The 23,355-nt window shown below is 45.1% G+C and carries 22 protein-coding genes; 18 read left to right on the top strand and 4 right to left on the bottom strand.

Annotated elements, in window-relative coordinates:
• Positions 1 to 110 precede the first annotated feature (110 nt).
• Both MKY50_RS01735 and MKY50_RS01740 read left to right on the top strand, forming a co-directional pair.
• On the top strand, positions 111 to 1,532 hold the full coding sequence (locus MKY50_RS01735; RefSeq protein WP_341116065.1) for a YcdB/YcdC domain-containing protein: 1,422 nt from the start codon (positions 111 to 113) through the stop codon (positions 1,530 to 1,532).
• Between the two features lie 186 nt (positions 1,533 to 1,718).
• Positions 1,719 to 3,080 carry a YcdB/YcdC domain-containing protein gene (locus MKY50_RS01740; protein WP_341117277.1) on the top strand — a complete coding sequence of 454 codons (1,362 nt, stop codon included), beginning with the start codon at positions 1,719 to 1,721 and terminating at the stop codon, positions 3,078 to 3,080.
• A 7-nt stretch (positions 3,081 to 3,087) separates the two neighbouring features.
• Here the strand turns inward: MKY50_RS01740 and cwlK are convergent, their stop codons facing one another.
• Positions 3,088 to 3,591: a peptidoglycan L-alanyl-D-glutamate endopeptidase CwlK gene (gene cwlK / locus MKY50_RS01745; protein WP_327847577.1), complete on the bottom strand. Its 504-nt coding sequence runs from the start codon at positions 3,589 to 3,591 to the stop codon at positions 3,088 to 3,090.
• A gap of 122 nt (positions 3,592 to 3,713) precedes the next feature.
• On the opposite strand from cwlK, the gene rapJ reads away from it, so the two are divergent.
• The 6 genes from rapJ to znuB all read left to right on the top strand — a co-directional run bounded on the left by rapJ (position 3,714) and on the right by znuB (position 10,125).
• Entirely contained in the window at positions 3,714 to 4,835 is a 1,122-nt protein-coding gene (gene rapJ, locus MKY50_RS01750; protein WP_015715201.1) for a response regulator aspartate phosphatase RapJ, read from the top strand.
• A gap of 106 nt (positions 4,836 to 4,941) precedes the next feature.
• Positions 4,942 to 5,718, top strand: coding sequence for an SDR family oxidoreductase (locus MKY50_RS01755; RefSeq protein WP_327847576.1), 777 nt, complete (start codon positions 4,942 to 4,944; stop codon positions 5,716 to 5,718).
• 24 nt (positions 5,719 to 5,742) lie between these two features.
• Positions 5,743 to 7,428: a glycoside hydrolase family 13 protein gene (locus MKY50_RS01760; protein ID WP_341116066.1), complete on the top strand. Its 1,686-nt coding sequence runs from the start codon at positions 5,743 to 5,745 to the stop codon at positions 7,426 to 7,428.
• A gap of 187 nt (positions 7,429 to 7,615) precedes the next feature.
• Entirely contained in the window at positions 7,616 to 8,575 is a 960-nt protein-coding gene (locus MKY50_RS01765) for a metal ABC transporter substrate-binding protein (protein ID WP_341116067.1), read from the top strand.
• 54 nt (positions 8,576 to 8,629) lie between these two features.
• Positions 8,630 to 9,325 carry a zinc ABC transporter ATP-binding protein ZnuC gene (znuC, locus tag MKY50_RS01770; RefSeq protein ID WP_014475714.1) on the top strand — a complete coding sequence of 232 codons (696 nt, stop codon included), beginning with the start codon at positions 8,630 to 8,632 and terminating at the stop codon, positions 9,323 to 9,325.
• Positions 9,283 to 10,125: a zinc ABC transporter permease ZnuB gene (znuB, locus tag MKY50_RS01775; RefSeq protein WP_003246340.1), complete on the top strand. Its 843-nt coding sequence runs from the start codon at positions 9,283 to 9,285 to the stop codon at positions 10,123 to 10,125. Before znuC ends, znuB begins: the two co-directional genes overlap by 43 nt.
• A gap of 38 nt (positions 10,126 to 10,163) precedes the next feature.
• Here znuB and MKY50_RS01780 read toward each other — a convergent pair whose 3' ends face one another.
• Positions 10,164 to 11,159 carry an LLM class flavin-dependent oxidoreductase gene (locus MKY50_RS01780; RefSeq protein WP_339246897.1) on the bottom strand — a complete coding sequence of 332 codons (996 nt, stop codon included), beginning with the start codon at positions 11,157 to 11,159 and terminating at the stop codon, positions 10,164 to 10,166.
• Positions 11,160 to 11,442: 283 nt separating this feature from the next.
• Here MKY50_RS01780 and MKY50_RS01785 point away from each other — a divergent pair, with 283 nt between their 5' ends.
• The 7 genes from MKY50_RS01785 to niaP all read left to right on the top strand — a co-directional run bounded on the left by MKY50_RS01785 (position 11,443) and on the right by niaP (position 18,211).
• Positions 11,443 to 12,042: a TerD family protein gene (locus tag MKY50_RS01785; protein ID WP_015482760.1), complete on the top strand. Its 600-nt coding sequence runs from the start codon at positions 11,443 to 11,445 to the stop codon at positions 12,040 to 12,042.
• A 21-nt stretch (positions 12,043 to 12,063) separates the two neighbouring features.
• The gene (locus MKY50_RS01790) at positions 12,064 to 12,645 is read left to right on the top strand and encodes a TerD family protein (protein ID WP_003234723.1); all 582 of its coding nucleotides are present in this window, start codon (positions 12,064 to 12,066) and stop codon (positions 12,643 to 12,645) included.
• Between the two features lie 34 nt (positions 12,646 to 12,679).
• Positions 12,680 to 13,258 (top strand): TerD family protein, encoded by a 579-nt coding sequence (locus tag MKY50_RS01795; RefSeq protein ID WP_003241242.1) that lies wholly within the window; start codon positions 12,680 to 12,682, stop codon positions 13,256 to 13,258.
• A gap of 51 nt (positions 13,259 to 13,309) precedes the next feature.
• Entirely contained in the window at positions 13,310 to 14,083 is a 774-nt protein-coding gene (locus MKY50_RS01800; protein ID WP_003246458.1) for a TerC family protein, read from the top strand.
• Between the two features lie 83 nt (positions 14,084 to 14,166).
• Positions 14,167 to 15,780, top strand: coding sequence for a YceG family protein (locus MKY50_RS01805; protein ID WP_341116068.1), 1,614 nt, complete (start codon positions 14,167 to 14,169; stop codon positions 15,778 to 15,780).
• Between the two features lie 15 nt (positions 15,781 to 15,795).
• Positions 15,796 to 16,887, top strand: a complete 1,092-nt coding sequence (locus MKY50_RS01810) for a toxic anion resistance protein (RefSeq protein WP_003234715.1) — start codon at positions 15,796 to 15,798, stop codon at positions 16,885 to 16,887.
• 121 nt (positions 16,888 to 17,008) lie between these two features.
• On the top strand, positions 17,009 to 18,211 hold the full coding sequence (niaP, locus tag MKY50_RS01815; protein WP_251187297.1) for a niacin permease NiaP: 1,203 nt from the start codon (positions 17,009 to 17,011) through the stop codon (positions 18,209 to 18,211).
• A 286-nt stretch (positions 18,212 to 18,497) separates the two neighbouring features.
• On the opposite strand, the gene MKY50_RS01820 is transcribed toward niaP, so the two are convergent.
• The gene (locus tag MKY50_RS01820) at positions 18,498 to 19,670 is read right to left on the bottom strand and encodes an MFS transporter (protein ID WP_341116069.1); all 1,173 of its coding nucleotides are present in this window, start codon (positions 19,668 to 19,670) and stop codon (positions 18,498 to 18,500) included.
• Positions 19,671 to 19,738: 68 nt separating this feature from the next.
• Complete coding sequence (locus tag MKY50_RS01825) at positions 19,739 to 20,041, bottom strand: ArsR/SmtB family transcription factor (protein ID WP_341116070.1); 303 nt, start codon at positions 20,039 to 20,041, stop codon at positions 19,739 to 19,741.
• 289 nt (positions 20,042 to 20,330) lie between these two features.
• On the opposite strand from MKY50_RS01825, the gene opuAA reads away from it, so the two are divergent.
• The 3 genes from opuAA to opuAC are packed head-to-tail and all read left to right on the top strand — an operon-like array spanning position 20,331 to position 23,318.
• On the top strand, positions 20,331 to 21,587 hold the full coding sequence (gene opuAA / locus MKY50_RS01830) for a glycine/proline betaine ABC transporter ATP-binding protein OpuAA (protein ID WP_088325273.1): 1,257 nt from the start codon (positions 20,331 to 20,333) through the stop codon (positions 21,585 to 21,587).
• A gap of 1 nt (position 21,588) precedes the next feature.
• On the top strand, positions 21,589 to 22,437 hold the full coding sequence (opuAB, locus tag MKY50_RS01835) for a glycine/proline betaine ABC transporter permease subunit OpuAB (RefSeq protein WP_003241221.1): 849 nt from the start codon (positions 21,589 to 21,591) through the stop codon (positions 22,435 to 22,437).
• A complete protein-coding gene (gene opuAC / locus MKY50_RS01840; RefSeq protein ID WP_003246462.1) occupies positions 22,437 to 23,318 on the top strand; it encodes a glycine/proline betaine ABC transporter substrate-binding protein OpuAC in 882 nt (293 codons plus the stop codon). The genes opuAB and opuAC overlap by 1 nt, the downstream gene beginning before the upstream one ends.
• The last annotated feature ends 37 nt before the right edge of the window (positions 23,319 to 23,355 follow it).

Consider the following 23,355-nt stretch of genomic DNA (forward strand, 5'->3'; position numbering starts at 1 on the left):
GGTTCATCATCCTATTTTTGGTGAAAAATGTTCTGGTAAAACTGGTAAACTCAGAAAACTGTGTATTTTAGACTATTACTTTTTGATTAGTTGAAGGGAACATAAGAAGGATGAAAGGGGCTGCCTTTGTGAAGAAAGAGGGACTGAAACAAAAAGCACTGGAAATCGGCCGGGTGCCGACACACTTAAAACTGGAAATTGAAGATTATGGCGGTGATGATAAAAGAGCTCATTTTTGTTGGGCAGATCCTCAGGATGAGAATATCGGCATTATCGTGGAACTTGGACCGGACGGGGAGCTGGAATCCCTTTCCCGTGATATTGAGCCTGAAAGCGGAGAAAGGCTGTCTGAGGAGAAACTAGAGGATATCATGCGCCAATTTGTCGAGACTCATCATCCGGGGGCACTCTCTGCCTTTGTTCGTGAAGAAAATGACCGTGCATACGGCGATAAAGTGAGATTTTCATATGTTCAAATGGAGGCTGGGCTTCCTCTCCCCATGAGCGGATTTATGGCTGATGTTTCCTTATCAGGTGAGATCGGTTACTTTCGCTATTACGGCGAAGCAGGCAGCATCATCAAGCCAAAGAGGGTCGCGGATGTTGAAGAGGCACTTGCCTTTATCAAGAAGGACGTGGAGTTCGACCTTTTGTTTGAGGTTCTCCATCGTTCTGTTTACAGAAATGGAGATGATCAGCCGCATTTGGTGTATGAGCCTGAATGTAGGGCGATTACCGTACCTGCGGATTTGGTTCAAGAAGAACAAGGAGGAGTTGATGATGACGATGATTACAGGGAGCCGGAGAGCTTTCCTCTCCCTTTATTCGAGGGTATCCGCGAAAAGGCCGATCCTGACAGCATGATTGGTATTGAAAATGGGTTTGTCAAAGAGCGGGAAGCGGATTTGGGAGATGGGAGAATCGGAATCGTTTGGCGGAATCCGGATGACCCTGTGTATCAGCCGGCGGATAAAAGCATGGACAGCTGGTTTAAGGGACGGACTCATCAAGTGCTGAAAACCATCTATAACAAAGAAACCGGAAAACTCGAAGGCGTCATGTCATTTATGGAGAAAAAAGGGCCGTTGACAGTAACTGAGGCAGAGTGCGAAAAAATCGCGCTTCGCTTTCTGTTTGCTTTATTTCCGAATGCCGATCAATATTTTAGGATCAGATACGATGAAAAGGATGAAGAAGAAAACGCAGTCGCTGGTTTTACGTTTGAAGCGCATTGTCACGGAGTTCCGATCCGATTTGGGCAGATCAAAATTTGTGTCAGCCGCCAGACAGGGTATATCACCGTTTATATGGGACCAGATATTGACCCAAATGAGCTGGCAACCATTGATCCTGTGCCGGCCATTTCAGTTGAACAAGCCAAGGCTATCTTTTGGCAGCATTTTAAAGTTGAGCTTGGCTGGGAAAGAGAGTACGGAGATGATGAAGAACACAGCTACCGGCTCGTCTATAAGCCGGTGTATCCGCGTTTTATCGATGCACATACAGGAGAGCCTGTCTTCAGCTCATGGTAAAACAGCCAAAAGTCACGCAATTGCCTCAGGTATAGAAGAGAGTACGTGATGAAAGTAACAGAAAGAATCTCGAAAAACAATGACAATAATAGAAAAGGACCTTTCTTCACTTTAAAAGAAGAAAGGTCTTTTTATATAATAAACAGGATTCTCTTTGTCGTAGACTCTTTGAAAGGGATGACTTCATTGGTTAATAAACAGCTGAAAAAGAAGGCGCAGGAGATCGGAAATGTACCGACGCATTATGAGCTTGAGATAGAAGATTACGACCAAAAGCAAAAGAAGAACGGGCAGGCATATTTTATCTGGAAGGACCCTAAAGATCCGGAAAAGCACATTACAGTTGAACTTAGAAATGACGGCGCTTTGCTCACCTTTTCAACAACTGTCCGCTCCGAGACAGACAAACAACTTCCAGATGCTGAGCTGAAGCTGACGGCTCTTCAGTTTGCCGCTGCGAATCATCCCGGCACATTTATGAATTTTCATTTTCAAGGCAAGGAAGAACGGGGGCAGCACATCCGGTTTGTCTATACCAAAATGGAGCTGGGGCTTCCGATTCCCAATTCAGGTTTTTTAATTGATATGACACGAAGCGGTCAGATTGTCCACTTTCTATATTACGGGGAAGGGTATAAAGCCGAAGTTCCGACGGAATTTGTAGCAAAAGAGAAGGTTGTGTCCCATTACTTAAACACAATGTCTTTTGAGCTGATGTACGATGTCATTGATGGCGAACAGGAACCAAGGCTTGTTTATGAACCGATTCTCCCGGGATACAGCTATCCCGCAGATGTAGACGAAATTGTGCCCGACCAGCATATCGCAGATGAAAGAATAGAAAACACGGCGCCACTGCCGCCGCTTCAGAACAAGGAAGAAGTTGATATATTTGCCTTGCTGGGTTTTACCTCTGATATGCAGAAAGTCAGTGAAAGAGACTTTGGAGAACAAATTGGAAGCACATGGCGCAGGGGCGCTGCGCCGGAACGTAAGGATTTAAGCATAGGAAGCTATTTTGAAACGAGAAATAAAAACACAATCAAAATGAAGACGGATAAAAGAACCGGAAAATTAAAAGCAGCGCTTTCTTTTATGGAGCGGCAGAACAACCGCCAATGCTCCACGGAAGAATGCCAAGAGATAGCGCTTCAATTTTTGTATGCCCTTTATCCGAGAGCGGCTGAGTTTTTCAGGGTGAATCCCGTCCGAATTGATGAAAGAGGGAGAGTCCGCAACCATTTTTCTGTCTGGTATAAAGGAGTGCCGCTGCGGTTCGGCGCTGCCCGCATCATTGTCAATCCGGAAACTGGGTTGATTGACGCTTTTATGGCGCCTGATATTGAACCTGAACAATTGGAAGCGATAAATCACAGGCCGGATGTTTCCGCTGAAGAAGCGAAAGAAGCATTTTTAGCCGCTTTTGATGTGAAACTGGAATGGCAGCCTGACTTTACTGCAGGCAGTGACCAGCACTGCAAACTTGTCTATAAGCCGGTTTACCCTTCCTATATTGATGCGCACATAAGGAAAAAGAAAAGGCTGTGAGGGGTGTCTAGTTAGGAATCATCTCCAAGTGGGGGTAGTCCTTGAATCGTTTCCAATCCCCGCCCCATTCGAAACCGAGTGTCTTAGCGATCTCGACAACCTCCAGCCAATCTGATTTTCCGTTTTGATTGCCGTCATATTCCATATCCCATATGATGCTTCCATCCTTTTTTTGAAGGGCGAAATCAATCGCTAAACCATAGTTATGATACGATTCCCCTCCTCTTGCATAGGTGACAATATTCCCTTTTTTTGTACGTCCCTGTTTATATAATTCATCTTGTTCCTTAAAGGACCTGAATCCTTCAGTAATGACGACGGTAATGCCTTTATTCGCTGCAGCGGCTTTGAGTGCATCGGCATTCTGCTTCACAATCGGATGAAGATCCGAGGGGACAGGCATGTCCTGCAAGGCGTTTTGAGAATGCCATTCATGCCGAATATAACTAAAACAAAGATCTAGAAGAAATAGAATACATAAAATAACAAGTGTTTTTGCGGGTAACTTCATATCGGTCTCACTTTCTCAAGATGTGCTGAATGTTAACGCTTTTAAGTGATTGACTCTCTCTAAAAGCGAACAGCTATGATAAAATATAACATAAATAGTAGCAGGAGGAAGGAGGCAGACCGATGAGAGCAAAGATTCCATCAGAAGAAGTAGCAGTAAAGCTGAATGAATGGTACAAGCTCATTCGCGCATTTGAAGCAGATCAAGCAGAAGCGTTAAAGCAGGAGATTGAATACGATTTAGAAGATATGGAAGAGAACCAGGACTTGCTTTTATATTTTTCTTTGATGGAATTCCGGCATCGAATCATGCTTGATAAGCTGATGCCGGTGAAAGACAGCGACACCAAGCCTCCGTTCTCTGATATGCTGAACGAAATTGAAAGCAATCAGCAAAAACTCACGGGCTTACTGGAATACTACTTTTATTATTTCAGAGGAATGTACGAATTCAAGCAGAAAAATTTCATATTAGCGATTGACCATTATAAACATGCCGAGGAGAAGCTCGAGTATGTCGAGGATGAGATCGAAAAAGCTGAGTTTCTTTTTAAAGTCGCAGAAGTGTATTATCACATCAAACAAACGTATTTTTCCATGAATTATGCGAGCCAGGCGCTTGATATCTATACGAAATATGAACTGTACGGTCGCCGCCGGGTTCAGTGTGAATTTATCATCGCCGGAAATTTGACCGATGTGTATCATCATGAAAAAGCACTGACCCACTTGTGCAGCGCTTTAGATCATGCCAGGCAGCTTGAAGAAGCGTACATGATCGCTGCTGCCTATTATAATGTCGGACACTGTAAGTACAGTCTGGGTGATTACAAAGAAGCGGAGGGCTATTTCAAAACAGCCGCCGCCATTTTTGAGGAGCACAACTTTCAGCAAGCTGTTCAAGCTGTATTTTCACTGACCCATATCTACTGTAAAGAGGGAAAATACGACAAGGCAGTAGAGGCGTATGACCGCGGGATAAAGAGCGCGGCTGAATGGGAGGATGACATGTACTTGACGAAATTCCGCCTCATTCATGAGCTGTATCTTGGAAGCGGCGACCTGAACGTGCTTACAGAATGCTTTGACCTGCTGGAATCCAGGCAGCTTCTTGCTGACGCCGAAGATCTGCTGCATGATACAGCGGAACGTTTCAATCAGCTGGAACATTACGAGTCAGCCGCTTTCTTTTACCGCAGGCTGATGAATATTAAAAAGAAGCTTGCCGAGCAGCGTTTTCAATAGGAAATGGCAGAGAACTACAGGTTCTCTGCTTTTTTTGTGCTGTTTTCAACTCGGAAAAACAGGGTATTTTCCACTGCATAGTGAGAAACAGAGGAGGATATCAAGTATGTACAAAGATTTAACCGGAAAAACAGCGATTGTGACAGGGTCTTCAAAAGGAATCGGGAAAGCCATTGCGGAACGGTTCGGACAGGAGAAAATGAATGTTGTTGTAAACTACCACAGCGACCCGTCTGGAGCCGATGAAACCCTGGAAATCATTAAACAGAACGGAGGGAAAGCCGTCGCAGTTGAGGCGGACGTGTCAAAAGAAGAGGGGATTCAGGCGCTCTTGGACACAGCTTTAGAGCATTTCGGCACGCTCGATGTGATGGTAAACAACTCTGGTTTTAACGGCGTTGAGGCGATGCCGCATGAGATGAGTCTTGAAGATTGGCAGAGAGTGATTAATGTCAATGTTACCGGAACCTTTCTGGGAGCGAAAGCAGCACTTAACCACATGATGAAAAACAATATCAAGGGCAATGTGCTGAATATCTCAAGTGTTCACCAGCAGATTCCGCGCCCTGTAAACGTTCAGTATTCCACATCCAAAGGCGGCATCAAGATGATGACGGAAACGCTGGCGCTCAATTATGCGGATAAGGGAATCCGCGTCAATGCGATAGCGCCCGGCACCATTGCCACAGAATCAAATGTTGATACGAAAAAGGAAGAGAGCAGGCAAAAACAATTGAAAAAAATCCCGATGAAAGCCTTCGGAAAGCCTGAAGAAGTGGCGGCAGCAGCGGCTTGGCTCGTATCTGAGGAAGCAAGCTATGTGACCGGCACAACACTTTTCGTCGATGGCGGGATGACACTTTATCCGTCTCAGCTTGAATAGAACACAAAACAGGGGGATTGCGGGATGAAAACAGACTGGTGGAAGGATGCAGTGGTGTACCAAATTTACCCGAGAAGCTTTCAGGACAGCAATGGAGACGGAATTGGGGACTTGCGGGGGATTATTTCCCGTCTTGACTACATAAAGGAGCTCGGGGCAGATGTGATTTGGATTTGCCCGATCTATCCTTCTCCGAATGTTGATTACGGCTATGATGTGACAAACCATAAGGCGATTATGGATTCTTACGGAACAATGGACGATTTTCACGAGCTGCTGGACCAGGTGCATCAGCGGGGATTAAAGCTGGTGATGGACTTTGTGTTAAATCACACCTCGGTCGAGCATCCGTGGTTTAAAGAAGCGGAGCTGGACAAAAGCAGCAAATACCGCAGCTATTATTATTGGCGTCCCGGCACAAAGAACGGCCCGCCGACAGACTGGCTCTCAAACTATGGATGCCCGGTCTGGCAATACGAGGAGCACACCGGAGAATACTATCTCCATATGAATGCCGTCAAACAAGCTGATTTAAACTGGGAAAATCCCGAAGTTCGCCGGGCGGTGTATGACATGATGAAATTTTGGCTCGATAAAGGGGTCGACGGTTTGCGAATTGATCAGCTCCATCTCATTTCTAAGAAAGAATATCTTCCTTCGTATGAGGACTATATCAATCAGCAGGCAGAGCCGAAGCCCTTTCAGCCAAATGGCGAACGAATCCATGACTATTTAAAAGAAATCACAGATGAAGTGTTTTCTCATTATGATGTCATGTCTGTCGGAGAGGTCGGCAGTGTCACACCGGAAGAAGGCTTGAAATATACGGGAACAGATAAGCATGAGCTGAATATGATTTTTCACTTTCAGCATATGGAGCTTGATCAGCAGCCCGGAAAAGAACATTGGGATTTGAAGCCCCTTGAGCTTTCTGATTTAAAATCGGTTTTGACAAAATGGCAAAAGAAGCTTGAACATCAAGGCTGGAATACATTGTTTTGGTGCAACCACGACCAGCCCCGGATTGTGTCCAGATTCGGAGACGATGGGGAATACCGCAAAGCATCAGCGAAAATGCTGGCAGCCGTAATTTATTTTATGAAGGGCACGCCGTATATTTATCAGGGAGAAGAAATCGGGATGACAAACGCGCCGTTCACCCGGATTGAAGACTACAAAGATATCCAAACGATCAATATGTATCATAAACGGGTGTTTGAAAAAGGCTATGATCCAAATGATGTGATGAGATCGATCTTAGCCAAAAGCCGGGATCACGCCCGGACCCCGATGCAGTGGAACAGCGGCAAAAATGCCGGATTTACTGACGGCACGCCTTGGCTGAAGGTCAATCCGAACTTCACCGCAATCAATGTGGAGGAAGCGCAGGGAGATCCTGATTCTGTCTTAAACTATTACAAAAAGCTGATCAGCCTGAGAAAGCAGTACGCTGACCTCATGAAAGGGAGCTTTGATCTTTTGCTTCCGGACGATCCGCAGTTGTTTGTATACATGAGAGAAAACAGTAAACAACAGCTTTTGTCGGTCAATAATTTTTCAAAAGAGCAGGCTGTTTTTCAGTGGCCTAAGAACTGCGGCAAAGCTCAGGCCTCACTGCTTCTCAGCAATTATAACAACGATGATCTTGATGACGAAATGGTGTTCCGGCCTTATGAGAGCAGGGTCTATCTTCTGGACAAAACAAACTAATGATTGAAGTAGCCCGGCATTTTTAGCCGGGTTTTTTTAGTACATATATTCGCTCTGCAGGCGGGAAGAATAAATGAAAATGAAATTTATTCTTGCAAAACGTAATGACTTCGGTTTATTATGATATAGGATTACAAAATCGTTATCATTTTGATTTAAAGTTACTGAAAAAGAGGGGATATACGATATGTTTAAAAAATGGAGCGGTTTGTTTGTGATTGCAGCGTGCTTTTTATTGGTTGCAGCATGCGGCAACTCATCAACAAAAGGGTCGGCGGATTCAAAGGGTGATAAACTGCACGTTGTCACAACGTTCTACCCGATGTATGAATTCACAAAACAAATTGTAAAAGACAAAGGCGATGTGGATCTGTTAATCCCATCTTCCGTTGAACCGCATGATTGGGAACCGACGCCGAAAGACATTGCTAACATTCAGGATGCTGATTTGTTCGTTTATAATAGTGAATACATGGAGACATGGGTTCCGTCAGCTGAAAAAAGCATGGGCCAAGGCCATGCCGTTTTCGTTAATGCAAGCAAAGGTATTGATTTAATGGAAGGCTCTGAAGAAGAACACGAAGAGCATGATCATGGGGAGCATGAGCACAGTCATGCAATGGATCCTCACGTATGGCTCAGCCCTGTTCTGGCACAGAAGGAAGTTAAAAATATTACGGCGCAAATCGTGAAGCAGGACCCGGATAACAAAGAATACTATGAGAAAAATAGTAAAGAATATATTGCAAAACTGCAGGATCTTGATAAACTATATCGTACAACCGCAAAAAAAGCGGAGAAAAAAGAATTTATCACGCAGCATACAGCTTTTGGCTATCTGGCAAAAGAATACGGCTTGAAGCAGGTTCCGATTGCAGGGCTGTCACCTGACCAAGAACCGAGTGCAGCCAGCTTGGCAAAGCTGAAAACATATGCCAAAGAACATAATGTAAAAGTCATTTACTTTGAAGAAATTACATCCTCAAAGGTCGCAGATACGCTCGCCAGTGAAATCGGCGCGAAGACAGAAGTGCTGAATACATTGGAAGGCTTGAGCAAAGAAGAACAGGATAAAGGTTTAGGGTATATCGACATTATGAAACAAAACCTCGATGCCCTGAAAGATTCACTATTGGTTAAATCATAAGATAGTGTGCGCCGGAGGGTGCACACTATTTCTTTGTGAGAAAGGAAGATTAACATGAATCTCGTCTCATTGAAAGATATCGTTTTCGGCTATTCCCATACGCCTGTTTTAGATAAAGTATCACTTGATATTGAAAGCGGTGAGTTCGTCGGCATCACTGGACCAAACGGCGCCTCTAAATCGACGCTCATAAAGGTAATGCTCGGCATGCTGAAACCGTGGGAAGGCACAGTGACGATCAGTAAAAGGAATACAGAAGGGAAACGCCTGACCATAGGGTACGTCCCGCAGCAAATTTCTTCATTTAATGCCGGCTTTCCGAGCACGGTGCTGGAGCTTGTTCAGTCAGGCCGCTATACAAAAGGGAAATGGTTTAAACGTTTAAATGAAGAAGATCATCTTGAAGTAGAAAAAGCACTGAAAATGGTGGAAATGTGGGAGCTCCGTCATCGTAAAATCGGTGATTTATCAGGCGGACAGAAACAGAAAATCTGTATCGCCAGAATGCTCGCCAGCAACCCGGATCTGCTGATGCTGGACGAACCGACGACAGCTGTTGATTACGACAGCAGAAAAGGATTTTACGAATTTATGCATCACCTTGTGAAAAATCACAACCGCACAGTTGTGATGGTTACTCACGAACAAAACGAAGTACAGCAATTTTTAGATAAAGTGATTCGATTAGAGAGAGGAGAAAAAGGCGGATGGAAATGTTTGACTTGGAATTCATGCGACGAGCTTTTCTAGCAGGCGGCATGATCGCCGTCATGGCTCCGATACTAGGAGTGTATCTCGTTCTCAGAAGACAGGCCTTAATGGCTGACACACTTTCACATATCTCATTGTCAGGTGTTGCCATCGGCTTTTTTCTCAGCACCAATATAACCGCAGCAAGCATAGTCGTCGTGACCATCGGCGCGATCGGAATTGAATACATGCGGCGGGCGTATCGGACTTATTCAGAAGTGTCCATTGCCATCTTAATGGCAGCTGGTTTGTCCTTCGCGATGTTTTTAATCAGCCTTTCCAAAGGCACAGCCAATATGAGCATCGATCAATACCTATTTGGATCGCTTGTGACAGTAAACCAGCAGCAGGTCTATATTATCAGTATTATCACACTGCTGATCCTGCTTTATTTTATCGTACTGAGAAGGCCGCTCTACCTGCTGACGTTTGATGAAGCAACAGCCAAAACATCGGGAATCAATACAAACGTTCTCTCGTTGTCATTCAGTATTGTCACAGGCCTTGCGATTTCAGTCATTATTCCGATCATCGGGGTCCTTCTTGTATCGGCCCTGCTCGTATTGCCGGCAGCATTCGCCATCAGAATTGCAAAAGGCTTTAACATGGTTTTCATTACAGCCATACTCATTTCATTATTCAGCGTATTTACGGGACTGACATCATCCTATCAGCTCGGGACGCCGCCAGGTCCGTCTATTACCCTGCTATTGATCGTTTTGCTATTAATCGGATTTGCAGTTCAGGGAGTTTGGACGTTTATCAAAAAAGAAGCTCAGCGCAAAAAAAGAAGCCGATAACATGAAAAGCAGTTCTCCCTAGGGAAAACTGCTTTTTTTTATAGAAACAATCCGGCAAGGCGCTCATAAGATTCTTTTTTCGCCTCAAAATCAAACACATTGCACAGAATCATGATTTCATTTGTTTCATAGCGGCCTGTGAGGTCTAACAGCTGTTGTTTGACAGTGCTTGGAGAACCGATCACCATCCGCTTTCTGTTTTCTTCTATGAGTTTTTTATCGGACGCTGTGTAGAGATGGGCTTTCGCTTCCTCGATGCTTGGCACGCGGCTGTCCAAGCCTTTTCCGATGCGAAGAAGCCACAAATCCTGGCTTAATGCGAGTTCTTCTGCCTCTTCATCTGTTTTTGCGCAAATGACAAAAATCGTAAACAGTGCGGATGGATTCGAAAAATGGGCTGAGGGCCGAAAGCTTTCCCGGTAGATGCGGAATGCATTTTCTCCTCGCTCGGGATTAATGAAATGCCCAAATACATATCCAATCCCCTGGTGCGCCGCGCGTCTTGCGCTGTTTTCACCAAGACCGAGCACCCATAGCTCGGGTGCCGTACCAATAAGGGGCGCCGCTTTGATTCCGGCATACGGATGGTCGGGAGGAAGGGAATCTGTTAGAAAATAAGAGACATCCTGCAGCTGTCTGTTAAATTCGGTTAAGCTTTTTTTCACCCCGTCCGTTAATGCAAGCCTGGTTTTTGTCGTGCCGCCGGGGGAACGACCGACGCCGAGGTCAATCCGGTTTGGATACAGGGCCTCAAGCTGGCGAAAGGTTTCAGCCACTTTAAATGGGCTGTATTGGGGCAGAAGCACGCCGCCTGATCCGACACGAATGGTGTTTGTCTGTGCTGCGATGCGGGCGATCATGATTTCAGGCGCTGTGCTTGCCAGTCCTTTCGTGCTGTGATGCTCGGCAAACCAATAACGCTTATAGCCCCACTCTTCGCTTAATTGGGCAAGCTCAACCGAATGCTGAAGAGTTGTCACAGGGCTTTCTCCTTTAGAAACAGGTGCCTGATCAAGTATGCTTAAATGAATCAAAAGGCCGCTTCCTTTCTGTCTGTTTTTAGATGGTGACACAAGAATAGGCAAAATGACTTGCCCGCGTCAAATGGTTTGTTTAAGAAGCGCACTTTATAGCATTTGCAAATCATATATCAAATATGGAAGTTTTTTTTCGAGGTTTTTCGTCAATTATTCTTAACTTTTACGAAACTTTGATATAATAACAAACGTATATATTAGTAATTTACGGCTTATTTTCCTTGTGAGCGTAAAAATAAATGTGACTATCTTCACATTTCGATGAGTAGGAGTGAATCGTGTGGCAATTTCTTTAGAAAAAGGTCAACGAATTGATTTAACAAAAGGAAAAGCCGGTCTGTCAAAATTGATGGTCGGTCTCGGCTGGGACCCAGTGTCCTCAGGCGGAGGATTCTTCAGCAAACTGCTTGGCGGAGGCGGTCCGAATATCGACTGTGACGCTTCAGTGTTGATGCTGGAAAACGGAAAATTCACCGATAAGAAAAACCTGATTTATTTCGGCAACCTGAAAAGCCGCTGCGGCGGTGTACAGCATACAGGCGACAACCTGACGGGTGACGGTGCGGGCGATGACGAGCAAATTATGATAGATTTAGATAAAGTGCCTGCAAACATTGATAAGCTTGTATTTGTAGTAAACATTTACGATTGTGTCAGAAGAAAACAAGATTTCGGCATGATTCAAAATGCGTTTATTCGCGTAGTTGATCAATCTCATCATGAAGAAATGCTCAAGTACAATTTGAGAGACAATTATGCCGGCAGAACAAGCCTGATTACAGCAGAAATCTACCGCAGCGGCAGTGAGTGGAAGTTTGCGGCGATCGGTGAAGGCACAAACGATACGAGATTAGAAGATATTATCAGCCGATACGTATAAAAGAAAAGGAGTGGATGAAACATGACAATTTCATTGGCAAAAGGACAAAAAGTAGATTTAACAAAAACAAATCCGGGTCTTTCAAAGGTTGTTGTCGGTTTAGGCTGGGATACGAACAAGTATGACGGCGGGCACGACTTTGATCTTGACTCAAGTGTGTTTCTGTTAGACGCTGCAGGCAAATGCGCATCTCCAAACGACTTTATTTTCTACAACCAGCTTGAAGGCGGCAACGGTTCAGTCGTTCATTCAGGCGACAACCTGACTGGTGCTGGCGAAGGCGACGATGAGAATGTAAAAGTAAATCTCAGCGCTGTACCGGCAAACATTGATAAAATCTCATTTGTTATTACCATTCACGATGCAGAAGCGCGCAGCCAAAACTTTGGACAAGTATCAAACGCGTTTGTCCGCATCGTAAATGAAGAAACAAATGAAGAGCTCATCCGTTACGATCTTGCAGAAGATTTCTCTATTGAAACGGCAATCATTGCAGGGGAGCTTTACAGACATAACGGCGAGTGGAAATTCTCCGCAATCGGCTCAGGCTACCAAGGCGGCCTTGCCCGCATTGCAACAGACTACGGTTTGCAAGTCGGTTAAGACAAATACGAAGAGCAGAAAGGAGAGAGGCAGTATGGCCATTCAATTATCAAAAGGACAGCGCATTGATTTAACAAAAACAAATCCGGGACTGACAAAAGCGGTGATCGGCTTAGGCTGGGATACAAACAAGTACTCCGGCGGACACGATTTTGACCTGGATGCTTCGGCCTTTTTAGTTGATGCGCATGATAACTGCGTAAATGATCTCGATTTCGTCTTCTATAATAACCTTGAACATCCGAGCGGCGGTGTCATCCATACGGGTGACAACCGCACGGGTGAGGGCGACGGAGATGATGAGCAGATTATCGTTGATTTCTCAAAAATCCCTGCTCACATTGAGAAAATCGGCATCACAGTGACCATTCACGACGCTGAAGCACGCAGCCAAAACTTTGGACAAGTTTCCAATGCATTTGTCCGCGTTGTGGATGAAGAAACGCAGAATGAGCTTCTTCGCTTCGATTTGGGAGAAGACTTCTCCATTGAAACAGCTGTTGTCGTTTGTGAGCTTTACAGACACGGCGGCGAGTGGAAATTCAATGCGATCGGCAGCGGATTTTCCGGCGGGCTGGCTGCATTGTGCCGGAATTACGGTTTGCAAGTGTAAGCGAGTGACAAATAGAGAAGTCACCGTTTCAAATTAATAGGAGGAAAAAACTTGGACTTTTTACATCATATTTTGTCTACGTATGCTTCATTTTTCGATTGGAAAATGTGGGGGGAAGTTCTGACTGATCCTGTTTCCTGGGGTTTGATCGGTTCCCTTGTTGTTCTGGAAGGCCTTTTATCGGCCGATAACGCGCTTGTTCTTGCGGTCATGGTTAAACACCTGCCGGAAAAACAGCGGAAAAAAGCGTTAACGTATGGTTTGTTTGGAGCTTATATTTTCAGGTTTATTTTCATCGGGCTCGGTATGCTTCTCATTAAATTCTGGTGGATCAAGGTGCTTGGCGCGCTTTACCTGGCTTGGCTCGTCATTAAGCACTTCTGGATAGGCGAAAAAGAAGAGGAAGCGGACGGCATGAAGAAAAACTCTTGGATGGTCCGCACGTTCGGGATCTTCTGGGCGACTGTCATTTCAGTAGAATTAATGGATCTTGCCTTCTCTGTGGACAGCATCCTGGCCGCGTTTGCAGTATCTGAAAAAGTATGGGTGCTTCTGATCGGCGGTATGCTTGGTATTTTAATGATGCGTACAGTGGCAAAAGTGTTCCTTGTGCTGATTGATAAAATTCCTGAGCTGGAAAACACAGCATTCGTGTTAATCGGCATTATCGCGCTGAAAATGGCGGGGAGCGCTTTCCATTACGAAATGCCGCACTCTGTATTCTTCATTATCATTATCGCTGCATTTGCGGTAACATTGATCATTCACTACATCAATAAACAAAAGCAGGTGCGCGAACAAACAGCCGCTTCAAAAGAAGAATAAAACAAAACAAGGAGGGAGGTTCAATGTCCTTCCTTTTTTGTTACCGAAATATCGTTCAATGACAAACCGGAAAGGAGGATATGATGAGACAAGAAGAACTAACCATTCATAAAGCACTTCCGGCTGATGGCGATTGGAAAAGCCTGCTGTTTCAGCCATTGCCGGAGCGGGATCACTATGAAACTGCACAAGGCCTTTCTTTTTCTCGTCTTGCCGGTCAGATATTGGGCACGCCTATTGATGAGACGGACTACTATAACGAGCTATATGAGCTGTCTGTAAACGACCGCATAACGATTTTGAGTGAAACGCTTGATAAAACAATCGAACCGGAAACATTTCAAAAGCTTCAGCATATTCATTCCATCAATCAGAAAGAAAAAGGGCTGTCAGTTAGCCGCTTTGTTGCCTTTCTGGACGGGGAAAAGCTGATTGCGAAGCACTCAAACCCCCTGATGCACCGCCATTTAAGAAAAGCGCTGATGACGCTTTTACATACCTTTGCGGACAGTCATGAAAAGGGGCTGAATCATCCTGATTTTCGCAGAGTGCTGCTTGATGTCTCGAAGTTTTCCTTAAACCATCTGAACCCTTGGCTGGAAAAAACCGATATAGAGCGGGAGATGCCGAAGGTTGTTTGGTATGGAGATGCGACGAAAAGCCAGCTCTATTTCTTATATTATCTGATGCTGGTCGGCTGTGATGTACTGCTGTTCCATCCGGCGGGAACGGATCAGCTGGCGCTTGTCGACCCGAAGCAGGAGCTCGGTTTTACGGAAAAGCTCCCGGATGTTTCGGAGCTTCAGCCGTTTCCGAAAGAAAAACCTGACCGGAAATCAACAGTGGCTTACCGCTCAACAAAGGAAATTGAACATGTGCTGAATCACGAGGAATCCATGCTGTATAAGCCGTGGCAGTTCAGAGATCACACACCGGTGTCCGTTACGCTGAAAACGACCTATGATGAATTGTTTTTAATCACGAAAGAACGCGCCTTTATTCGGCCGAATTTCAAAGCAGATAAACATTCCATTGAGATTCCGAATGTATTCGCCAAAATTATGGGCGTGTCGAAAGACAATAAGGAATATTGGAACAGGCTTCATACTCTAGCGGATTATCAGGAAACAGAAATGGTCAGAAGCTTTCCATTTACAGAAGAAATAAAGTCGAACTATCAATTTCACTACAGCCACGCACTTGATCAAGAAGGGAACATTGATCCGGACAAGCTGATGGCAAGCAATGTGTGGCAGTACAAACAGCTGCCGGCAGGCGTTCAGGCTGCCATTGCCAAAACGATTTCGAGAATGTGCAGGCACCCGCGGCTTAAAGCTTTGCATCAGGAACAAGTCAAGGATGTTCAAATCTATTTGTTTAAACAAACAACAAACCTGCCTGCTAATCTGCTGAAATTGATTCAAATGTTCGACTATGCGCAAACCGTACCGAAACTCGTTTTATATCATACGGAAATGAGCGGCGGACTCACGCGTTCGGATGCTGCCGCCCTGCTGTTCCTGAATGAAATCGGAATCGATATCATCATTTATAATCCGCCCGGACACCAGGATATTGAGCAGTTTATTGAAGAGGACCAGTATGATATCCACTGGCTGGATGACATGGTGTTTCAGCAGGACTACAAAGAGCCTTCGCTTGTGAAAAGGCTCTTCAGAACCATTACCCAAAAATAAGGAGAGAAGAAAAGCATGACAACAGAAAATCAAAATCCGCTTGTTCTCGATAAAAATGAAGAGATTTCCCAGCAAAAAGCTGACGATATCCGTCTTCAGCTCCGTCAGGAACCAGAAGTGAAGCGGCTTGCTCAACAAATTGACGTCAAAAACCAAATGGAGCTGCTTGAGTACGGCAAGGAGCCGGCCGTTGAAATATCCAAGTTCTCTGACCGCATCTTAGGGATGATGAAAACAACAAGCGTGACAGACTCCGGCACAATGCTGACTCAGCTTGGGAAAATCATGGACCGCTTCGACAAAAATGATTTTGATGAGCCAAAGGGATTAATGGCGAAAATTTTCAAACGCGGCGGCAGCATGATTGAAAAAATCTTTAAAAAGTATCAGACACTTGGCGGAGAGATTGAAAAAATCCACGTTGAGATTTCAAAATACAAAGATGAGATGACGAAGACGAACTACACGCTCGATGAAATGTATGAAAACAATATCAAATACTATATGGAGCTTGAAAAATACGTCGTTGCCGGGCAGATGAAACTGGAAGAGATGCAGTCGATCCTTCCTTCATATGAGGAAAAAGCGGCAAGCGGAAACCAGCTGGCGCAAATGCAGCTCGATACGTTGCGCAACGGCATTCAGGCGCTTGAGGAACGGGTGTATGATCTGGACATGGCACGGATGGTGGCGCTTCAAACCGCACCTCAAATCCGTCTCCTGCAGCGAGGAAATGCAAAGCTGATCGGGAAAATCAACTCCGCGTTTATCATTACCATTCCGATTTTCAAAAACGGCATTATTCAGGCTGTTACGGTAAAGCGGCAAAAGCTTGTGGCTGATTCCATGAGCGAGCTTGACCGCCGGACAAACGAGATGCTGAAACGAAATGCTGAAAACATCTCGAGCCAAAGTGTTGAAATTGCCAGAATGGCCGGCAGACCGAGCATAGATATTGAAACGATCGAATCGTCTTGGAACACGATTGTCAGCGGCATGCAGGAAACAAAACAAATCGAGGAAGAAAACAAACGCCTCCGCGAAGACGGCGCGAGACGAATTGCACAGCTTCAGGATAATATTAAAAAAGCAGCATTGCAGCAATAAGAAAAACCCCGCTTGTGGAACATAAGCGGGGTTTTTCAATTACATCATTTAGTTAATGACAATGTGTAAAGACAGGTGTAAACTTAAACGGTAATCATTTTGCATATCAGAGGTGTTGGCAATGGGAAAACAACAGCCTATATCCCAGCGTAAACTGCTGGGCGTCGCCGGTTTGGGGTGGCTGTTTGATGCAATGGATGTCGGAATATTATCGTTTATTATCGCCGCGCTCCATGTAGAGTGGAATCTGTCGCCCGAAGAAATGAAATGGATCGGAAGCGTCAATTCCATCGGCATGGCTGCGGGTGCGTTTTTGTTTGGTTTGCTGGCTGATCGAATCGGCCGCAAAAAAGTGTTCATCATCACTCTTTTATGCTTTTCCATCGGAAGCGGCATTTCTGCTTTTGTGACGAGCTTATCAGCATTTCTAATCCTTCGTTTCGTGATTGGTATGGGACTTGGCGGAGAGCTTCCAGTCGCTTCAACACTCGTTTCGGAAGCGGTTGTGCCTGAAAAGCGGGGCAGAGTGATTGTGCTTTTGGAAAGCTTTTGGGCCGTGGGCTGGCTCGCAGCGGCCTTGATTTCTTACTTTGTGATACCAAGCTTCGGCTGGCAGGCTGCCCTGCTGTTAACTGCGCTGACTGCTTTTTATGCGCTGTACCTGCGGACGAGTCTGCCTGATTCGCCGAAATATGAATCGCTTTCTGCCCAAAAGAGGTCGGTGTGGGAGAATGTAAAAAGCGTCTGGGCAAGACAGTATATACGGCCGACCGTGATGCTGTCGATCGTTTGGTTCTGTGTGGTGTTTTCTTATTACGGCATGTTCCTATGGCTCCCGAGTGTCATGCTGCTGAAAGGCTTCAGCATGATTCAAAGCTTTGAATATGTCCTGCTGATGACGCTTGCTCAGCTACCGGGCTATTTCTCTGCCGCATGGCTGATTGAAAAAGCGGGCCGGAAGTGGATACTCGTCATTTACTTGATTGGTACAGCAGGAAGCGCCTATTTCTTCGGAACAGCGGATTCCTTAAGTCTTCTCCTTACGGCTGGAATGCTGTTATCGTTTTTCAATCTCGGTGCGTGGGGCGTGCTGTATGCTTATACCCCGGAGCAATACCCGACTGCGATTCGAGCAACAGGTTCAGGAACGACAGCAGCGTGTGGAAGAATCGGCGGCATCTTCGGGCCTTTGCTCGTCGGAACCCTGGCAGCCCGTCATATTTCGTTTTCGGTCATCTTTTCAATCTTTTGCATTGCAATCTTACTCGCGGTTGCTTGTATTTTGATTATGGGGAAAGAAACGAAACAAACTGAGCTAGAATAGGAAAAGCACCTCTTAAAAGAGGTTCTTTCAGCGTGTCGACAAACCCTCGCATTCGTTGTCAGGACTGCGCTTCGGTGCTCAATGCGAAGTGGATCAACGGCTAAATTCTCAGGCGTCCTGCCTAAACGCCGTCGTCATCACATCCTGTGAATGTCCGCTCCTATGCTCGTCCTTCCTAGACTTCAAGGGTTTTCAATCACGCTGAAAAGATGACAAAATCCTAAAATGAAAACCATTTTATGATTTTGTCAACAATCTGAGGCATCTCTTGAATGAGGTGCTTTTTTTACATTTGCGCCCGGGCTGCGGATTGGCGTTTCCCGGTTTTACTGATTGCCTGGTAGAGCGTCATAGAAAGTATGAACAGAATGGCAGTAAATCCTGTGACAGCTCCGAAATGCTGTGTGCTATGATATAAAAAACCTGCAATACTTGTACCGACAGTGGTTCCGGCATACATAGCGGCATTGGAAAGGGAAGCGATGGTTCCTCGCGCATTTGGTGCAATGGATTGAAAGACACCCATCATTAACGGAAAGATGATGCCAGCTGTAAAGAACGTGAGAAAAAAGCTGGCTTCTACTAAAAACAAGTTTGGAAAGAACGGAAGAGCGAAATAGAGAGCGCCCATTAGCAGCATCCCGCTGATCAGTGTTTTAAACATGCCCAGCTTTTCTGAAACCCGGCTGCCGATAAGGCTCCCGAGCATATTTCCCAGTCCGAGTACAAGCATAGCTGCGCCAATTTGTGACACGGTTAAATGATAATCTGCGGAAAGCCAAGTACCCAGAAAGCTGAACGAAGCGAAGTTTCCGGTTTGAAACAGAAAATAGGCAAGCAGAATGACCGATGTTTTCGGCAATGAAAAAAGCTCCCGATAGGGGTTGACTATTGATGGGCGCGCCAATGGTTCAGAAGGCCGGATATCAGGCATGACCGCCGCCAGGATCAATAGTAGAATAAGCGAGCACGCTGACAAAACGAAAAATGGCGTATGCCATGTAAAGGAAGCGAGAAACCCTCCAATAGGAAGTCCGAGCATTTGTGAAGCGGCCAAACCTGCTGTCGCAATCCCCATGCCTTTTATGATCTGAGAAGGCCGGACAATGACTGGGATGGACGCCCAAATTTGAGGCGTCACAAACGCAGCGCTAACGCCTGCGGCAAAACGGAACAGGCACATGGCGGCAAAAGAGGGAGCGATGCCGCATAAAAATGTGGATACGATAAAGCCTGCAAGTCCCCACAGCATGACTGTTTTCCTGTTCAGCCGGTCTGAGATTGGGCCTGCAATGAAAGCGAAGAGCGCATAACCGAGTGCATAAGCACTGACCATCCAGCCTGACAAATCAGTAGAGACATGAAACTGATCCTGTAAAAGGGGGAGAAGCGGCGAAAGCAAAAAGGTATCCGTGCCAATGACAAACATGACACTGAAGAAAAGCCAAATGCGATTCAAATTTTATCACTCCTATTGTTTTATAACTTTGAAACTATGAAACAGATATGTATAGAGAAAACCCTTTGTTAGAGGGTTTCCAAAAAGCCAGGCAGGTATGTGTGAAAGGTGTCTTCACGCAGACTGACGTATTTTGTCCGCGAATCTTTCCGGGTTGCCGTCAATCCCGCTTCACGCAGCGTTTTAAAATGATAAGATGCCGTGGTTTTGACAATATTGCACTTTTCACCTACTTCACCGCAGCTGAGTTCTTTTCCGCTGACATAAAGCGTACGAATAATGGCAAGCCTTGTTTCATCAGACAGTGCTTTAAAAATTTGCGCTCTGATTTGATCATCTGATTGTTTCATAGTCATGAAACTATAATACATAATTGATGTTGAAAAAGCAACTTATTTTTCCAGTAAAGGAGAGGGAAGTCATAAGAGGAAGAAGGAATTCAATTCCAATAAAAGCGTTTTCAACTAAAGATAGGCGAAAAATCACCCGTAAAATACAATCATATAGGAGGATTACAGAGCATTTAGAAGCATAAATAAGATCATGTGGTCACATGGATGTTTATAAAGAAATGGTACAGAATAAAAGAGAATATGCTGTTTGTGTGGGAAGTTACATAAATGTTACGGTAATAAAGATTGCTTAATATGGAGGGAAAATATGAGTGTAGATGAGAAACCAATTAAGATAAAAGTCGAGAAAGTCTCTAAGATTTTTGGGAAACAAACAAAGAAGGCAGTTCAAATGCTTGCCAACGGAAAGACAAAAAAAGAGATCCTGAAAGCAACCGGATCAACCGTTGGGGTTAATCAGGCAGATTTTGAAGTATATGATGGTGAGATATTTGTCATCATGGGTCTATCAGGGAGCGGTAAATCAACTTTAGTACGGATGTTAAACCGGCTTATTGAACCGACTGCCGGAAGTATTTACATTGATGGTGACATGATAACAAATATGTCAAAAGACCAGCTCCGGGAAGTCCGCCGGAAAAAAATCAGCATGGTCTTCCAAAAGTTCGCTCTGTTCCCGCACAGAACGATACTTGAAAACACAGAATACGGACTGGAGCTTCAAGGTGTAGACAAACAAGAGCGGCAGCAAAAAGCGCTTGAGTCTCTTAAGCTCGTCGGGCTCGAAGGATTTGAACACCAATATCCAGACCAGCTTTCCGGCGGGATGCAGCAGCGTGTCGGCCTTGCCCGCGCGTTGACAAATGATCCGGACATCCTTCTGATGGACGAAGCGTTCAGTGCGCTTGATCCACTGATTCGTAAAGATATGCAGGATGAGCTTCTTGATCTTCACGATAATGTCGGAAAAACAATTATCTTTATTACGCATGACTTGGACGAAGCGTTGCGGATCGGCGACAGAATTGTCCTAATGAAGGACGGCAATATCGTTCAAATCGGCACGCCTGAAGAAATCCTGATGAATCCATCTAACGAATATGTTGAGAAATTCGTCGAAGATGTTGATTTGTCTAAAGTCCTCACAGCAGGCCACATTATGAAACGCGCTGAAACAGTGCGGATTGATAAAGGGCCTCGCGTAGCATTGACACTGATGAAAAACCTTGGAATTTCTTCAATTTATGCAGTGGATAAACAAAAGAAATTATTAGGTGTTATCTATGCGTCTGATGCGAAAAAAGCGGCTGAGTCTGATTTGTCACTTCAAGACATCTTGAATACAGAATTTACGACTGTACCAGAGAATACGTATCTGACTGAGATTTTTGACGTTGTGTCCGATGCGAATATTCCAATTGCGGTTGTGGATGAGAAGCAAAGAATGAAAGGAATTGTTGTAAGAGGCGCGCTGATTGGCGCACTTGCCGGCAATAACGAGTATATCAATGCTGAAGGCACTAACGAACAAACACAAGATCCTTCTGCACAGGAGGTGAAATAAGATGGATAGACTGCCTAGAATACCTTTAGCAGATATCATTGACCGTTTTGTTGACTGGATTACGATGACGTTTGGCGGATTCTTCGACGGAATCGCTAACGGTTTGGCTGCTTTTGTAAATGGAATTGTCAGCGGACTCGGATTTATTCCATCTATTTTGTTAACAATTATTTTCGCTGCACTTGCGTGGTGGATCAGTACAAGGGGAATTGCGTTATTTACATTGATTGGATTCCTTCTGATCGATTATTTAGGATATTGGGACCCAATGCTGCAAACATTGGCGCTTGTGTTGACATCTGTGATTATTTCGATTGTGGTCGGGGTACCGATCGGAATTTGGGCGTCTCAGAAAGAAACGGTTCGCCGTATTGTAACGCCAATTCTTGATTTAATGCAGACAATGCCTGCTTTCGTATATCTATTGCCGGCGATTTTCTTCTTTAACATCGGTGTTGTGCCGGGTGTTGTTGCATCTGTTATCTTCGCGATGCCGCCGACAATCCGCATGACTGTTCTCGGTATTAAACAAGTGCCGGCGGATCTGATTGAAGCGACTGAGGCATTCGGTTCTACAACAGCTCAGCGTTTGTTTAAAGTTCAGCTTCCGCTTGCGACAAAAACGATTTTGGCCGGAATTAACCAGAGCATCATGCTTGCGTTATCAATGGTTGTTATCGCCGCAATGGTCGGTGCACCGGGACTTGGTTCTGAAGTATACAGTGCCGTTACACAGCTGAAAACCGGGGTCGGAGTAGAGGCCGGTATCGCCATCGTTATCGTTGCCATTACCCTGGACCGTATTACTCAAAATATTAAAGTGAAGAAGAAAAGCAGGGGGAATGCCTGATGCTTAAAAAAATCATCGGCATCGGCGTTTCCGCCATGCTGGCGCTCTCACTTGCGGCTTGCGGTTCAGAAAACGATGAAAATGCATCCGCAGCAGAACAGGTGAATAAGACCATCATCGGGATTGACCCCGGTTCAGGGATTATGTCCCTGACTGACAAAGCGATGAAGGATTATGACCTGAATGACTGGACATTGATTTCAGCGTCAAGTGCTGCGATGACTGCTACGCTTAAAAAGTCATACGACCGTAAGAAACCGATTATCATTACAGGATGGACACCGCACTGGATGTTCTCCAGATATAAGCTGAAATATCTCGATGATCCGAAACAATCTTATGGCAGCGCAGAGGAAATCCATACCATCACACGCAAAGGCTTCAGCAAAGAGCAGCCGAATGCCGCAAAGCTTCTGAGCCAGTTTAAATGGACGCAAGACGAAATGGGCGAAATCATGATCAAGGTGGAAGAAGGCGAGAAACCTGCCAAAGTTGCTGCTGAGTACGTCAATAAACACAAGGATCAGATAGCCGAATGGACAAAAGGCGTTCAAAAGGTGAAGGGAGACAAAATCAACCTTGCCTATGTGGCGTGGGACAGTGAGATTGCAAGTACAAACGTCATAGGCAAAGTCTTAGAAGACTTGGGCTATGAGGTAACACTTACTCAGGTAGAGGCTGGGCCGATGTGGACTGCAATTGCAACGGGAAGTGCGGATGCATCACTTTCCGCATGGCTGCCGAATACCCATAAAGCATACGCTGCTAAATATAAAGGCAAATATGATGATATTGGCACCAGTATGACTGGTGTGAAGATGGGGCTTGTTGTTCCTCAATATATGAAAAATGTCAACTCAATTGAAGATTTGAAGAAGTAATGAAGAAAGCAGCCTGTGTCAGGCTGCTTTTTTTGCG

Origin of the sequence: Bacillus sp. FSL R7-0685 (assembly GCF_038002425.1) — a bacterium.
Lineage (GTDB): Bacteria > Bacillota > Bacilli > Bacillales > Bacillaceae > Bacillus > Bacillus subtilis.

What these genes read in the sequence shown, in the direction of transcription:
- znuC (WP_014475714.1), top strand. Translation starts at nt 8,630, where the DNA reads ATGAATCTCGTCTCATTGAAAGATATCGTTTTCGGCTATTCCCATACG.
- niaP (WP_251187297.1), top strand. Translation starts at nt 17,009, where the DNA reads ATGGGAAAACAACAGCCTATATCCCAGCGTAAACTGCTGGGCGTCGCC.
- MKY50_RS01790 (WP_003234723.1), top strand. Translation starts at nt 12,064, where the DNA reads ATGACAATTTCATTGGCAAAAGGACAAAAAGTAGATTTAACAAAAACA.
- MKY50_RS01755 (WP_327847576.1), top strand. Translation starts at nt 4,942, where the DNA reads ATGTACAAAGATTTAACCGGAAAAACAGCGATTGTGACAGGGTCTTCA.
- MKY50_RS01795 (WP_003241242.1), top strand. Translation starts at nt 12,680, where the DNA reads ATGGCCATTCAATTATCAAAAGGACAGCGCATTGATTTAACAAAAACA.
- cwlK (WP_327847577.1), bottom strand. Translation starts at nt 3,591, where the DNA reads ATGAAGTTACCCGCAAAAACACTTGTTATTTTATGTATTCTATTTCTT.
- MKY50_RS01810 (WP_003234715.1), top strand. Translation starts at nt 15,796, where the DNA reads ATGACAACAGAAAATCAAAATCCGCTTGTTCTCGATAAAAATGAAGAG.
- MKY50_RS01760 (WP_341116066.1), top strand. Translation starts at nt 5,743, where the DNA reads ATGAAAACAGACTGGTGGAAGGATGCAGTGGTGTACCAAATTTACCCG.
- znuB (WP_003246340.1), top strand. Translation starts at nt 9,283, where the DNA reads ATGGAAATGTTTGACTTGGAATTCATGCGACGAGCTTTTCTAGCAGGC.
- opuAA (WP_088325273.1), top strand. Translation starts at nt 20,331, where the DNA reads ATGAGTGTAGATGAGAAACCAATTAAGATAAAAGTCGAGAAAGTCTCT.
- opuAC (WP_003246462.1), top strand. Translation starts at nt 22,437, where the DNA reads ATGCTTAAAAAAATCATCGGCATCGGCGTTTCCGCCATGCTGGCGCTC.
- MKY50_RS01825 (WP_341116070.1), bottom strand. Translation starts at nt 20,041, where the DNA reads ATGTATTATAGTTTCATGACTATGAAACAATCAGATGATCAAATCAGA.
- MKY50_RS01765 (WP_341116067.1), top strand. Translation starts at nt 7,616, where the DNA reads ATGTTTAAAAAATGGAGCGGTTTGTTTGTGATTGCAGCGTGCTTTTTA.
- opuAB (WP_003241221.1), top strand. Translation starts at nt 21,589, where the DNA reads ATGGATAGACTGCCTAGAATACCTTTAGCAGATATCATTGACCGTTTT.
- MKY50_RS01735 (WP_341116065.1), top strand. Translation starts at nt 111, where the DNA reads ATGAAAGGGGCTGCCTTTGTGAAGAAAGAGGGACTGAAACAAAAAGCA.
- rapJ (WP_015715201.1), top strand. Translation starts at nt 3,714, where the DNA reads ATGAGAGCAAAGATTCCATCAGAAGAAGTAGCAGTAAAGCTGAATGAA.
- MKY50_RS01805 (WP_341116068.1), top strand. Translation starts at nt 14,167, where the DNA reads ATGAGACAAGAAGAACTAACCATTCATAAAGCACTTCCGGCTGATGGC.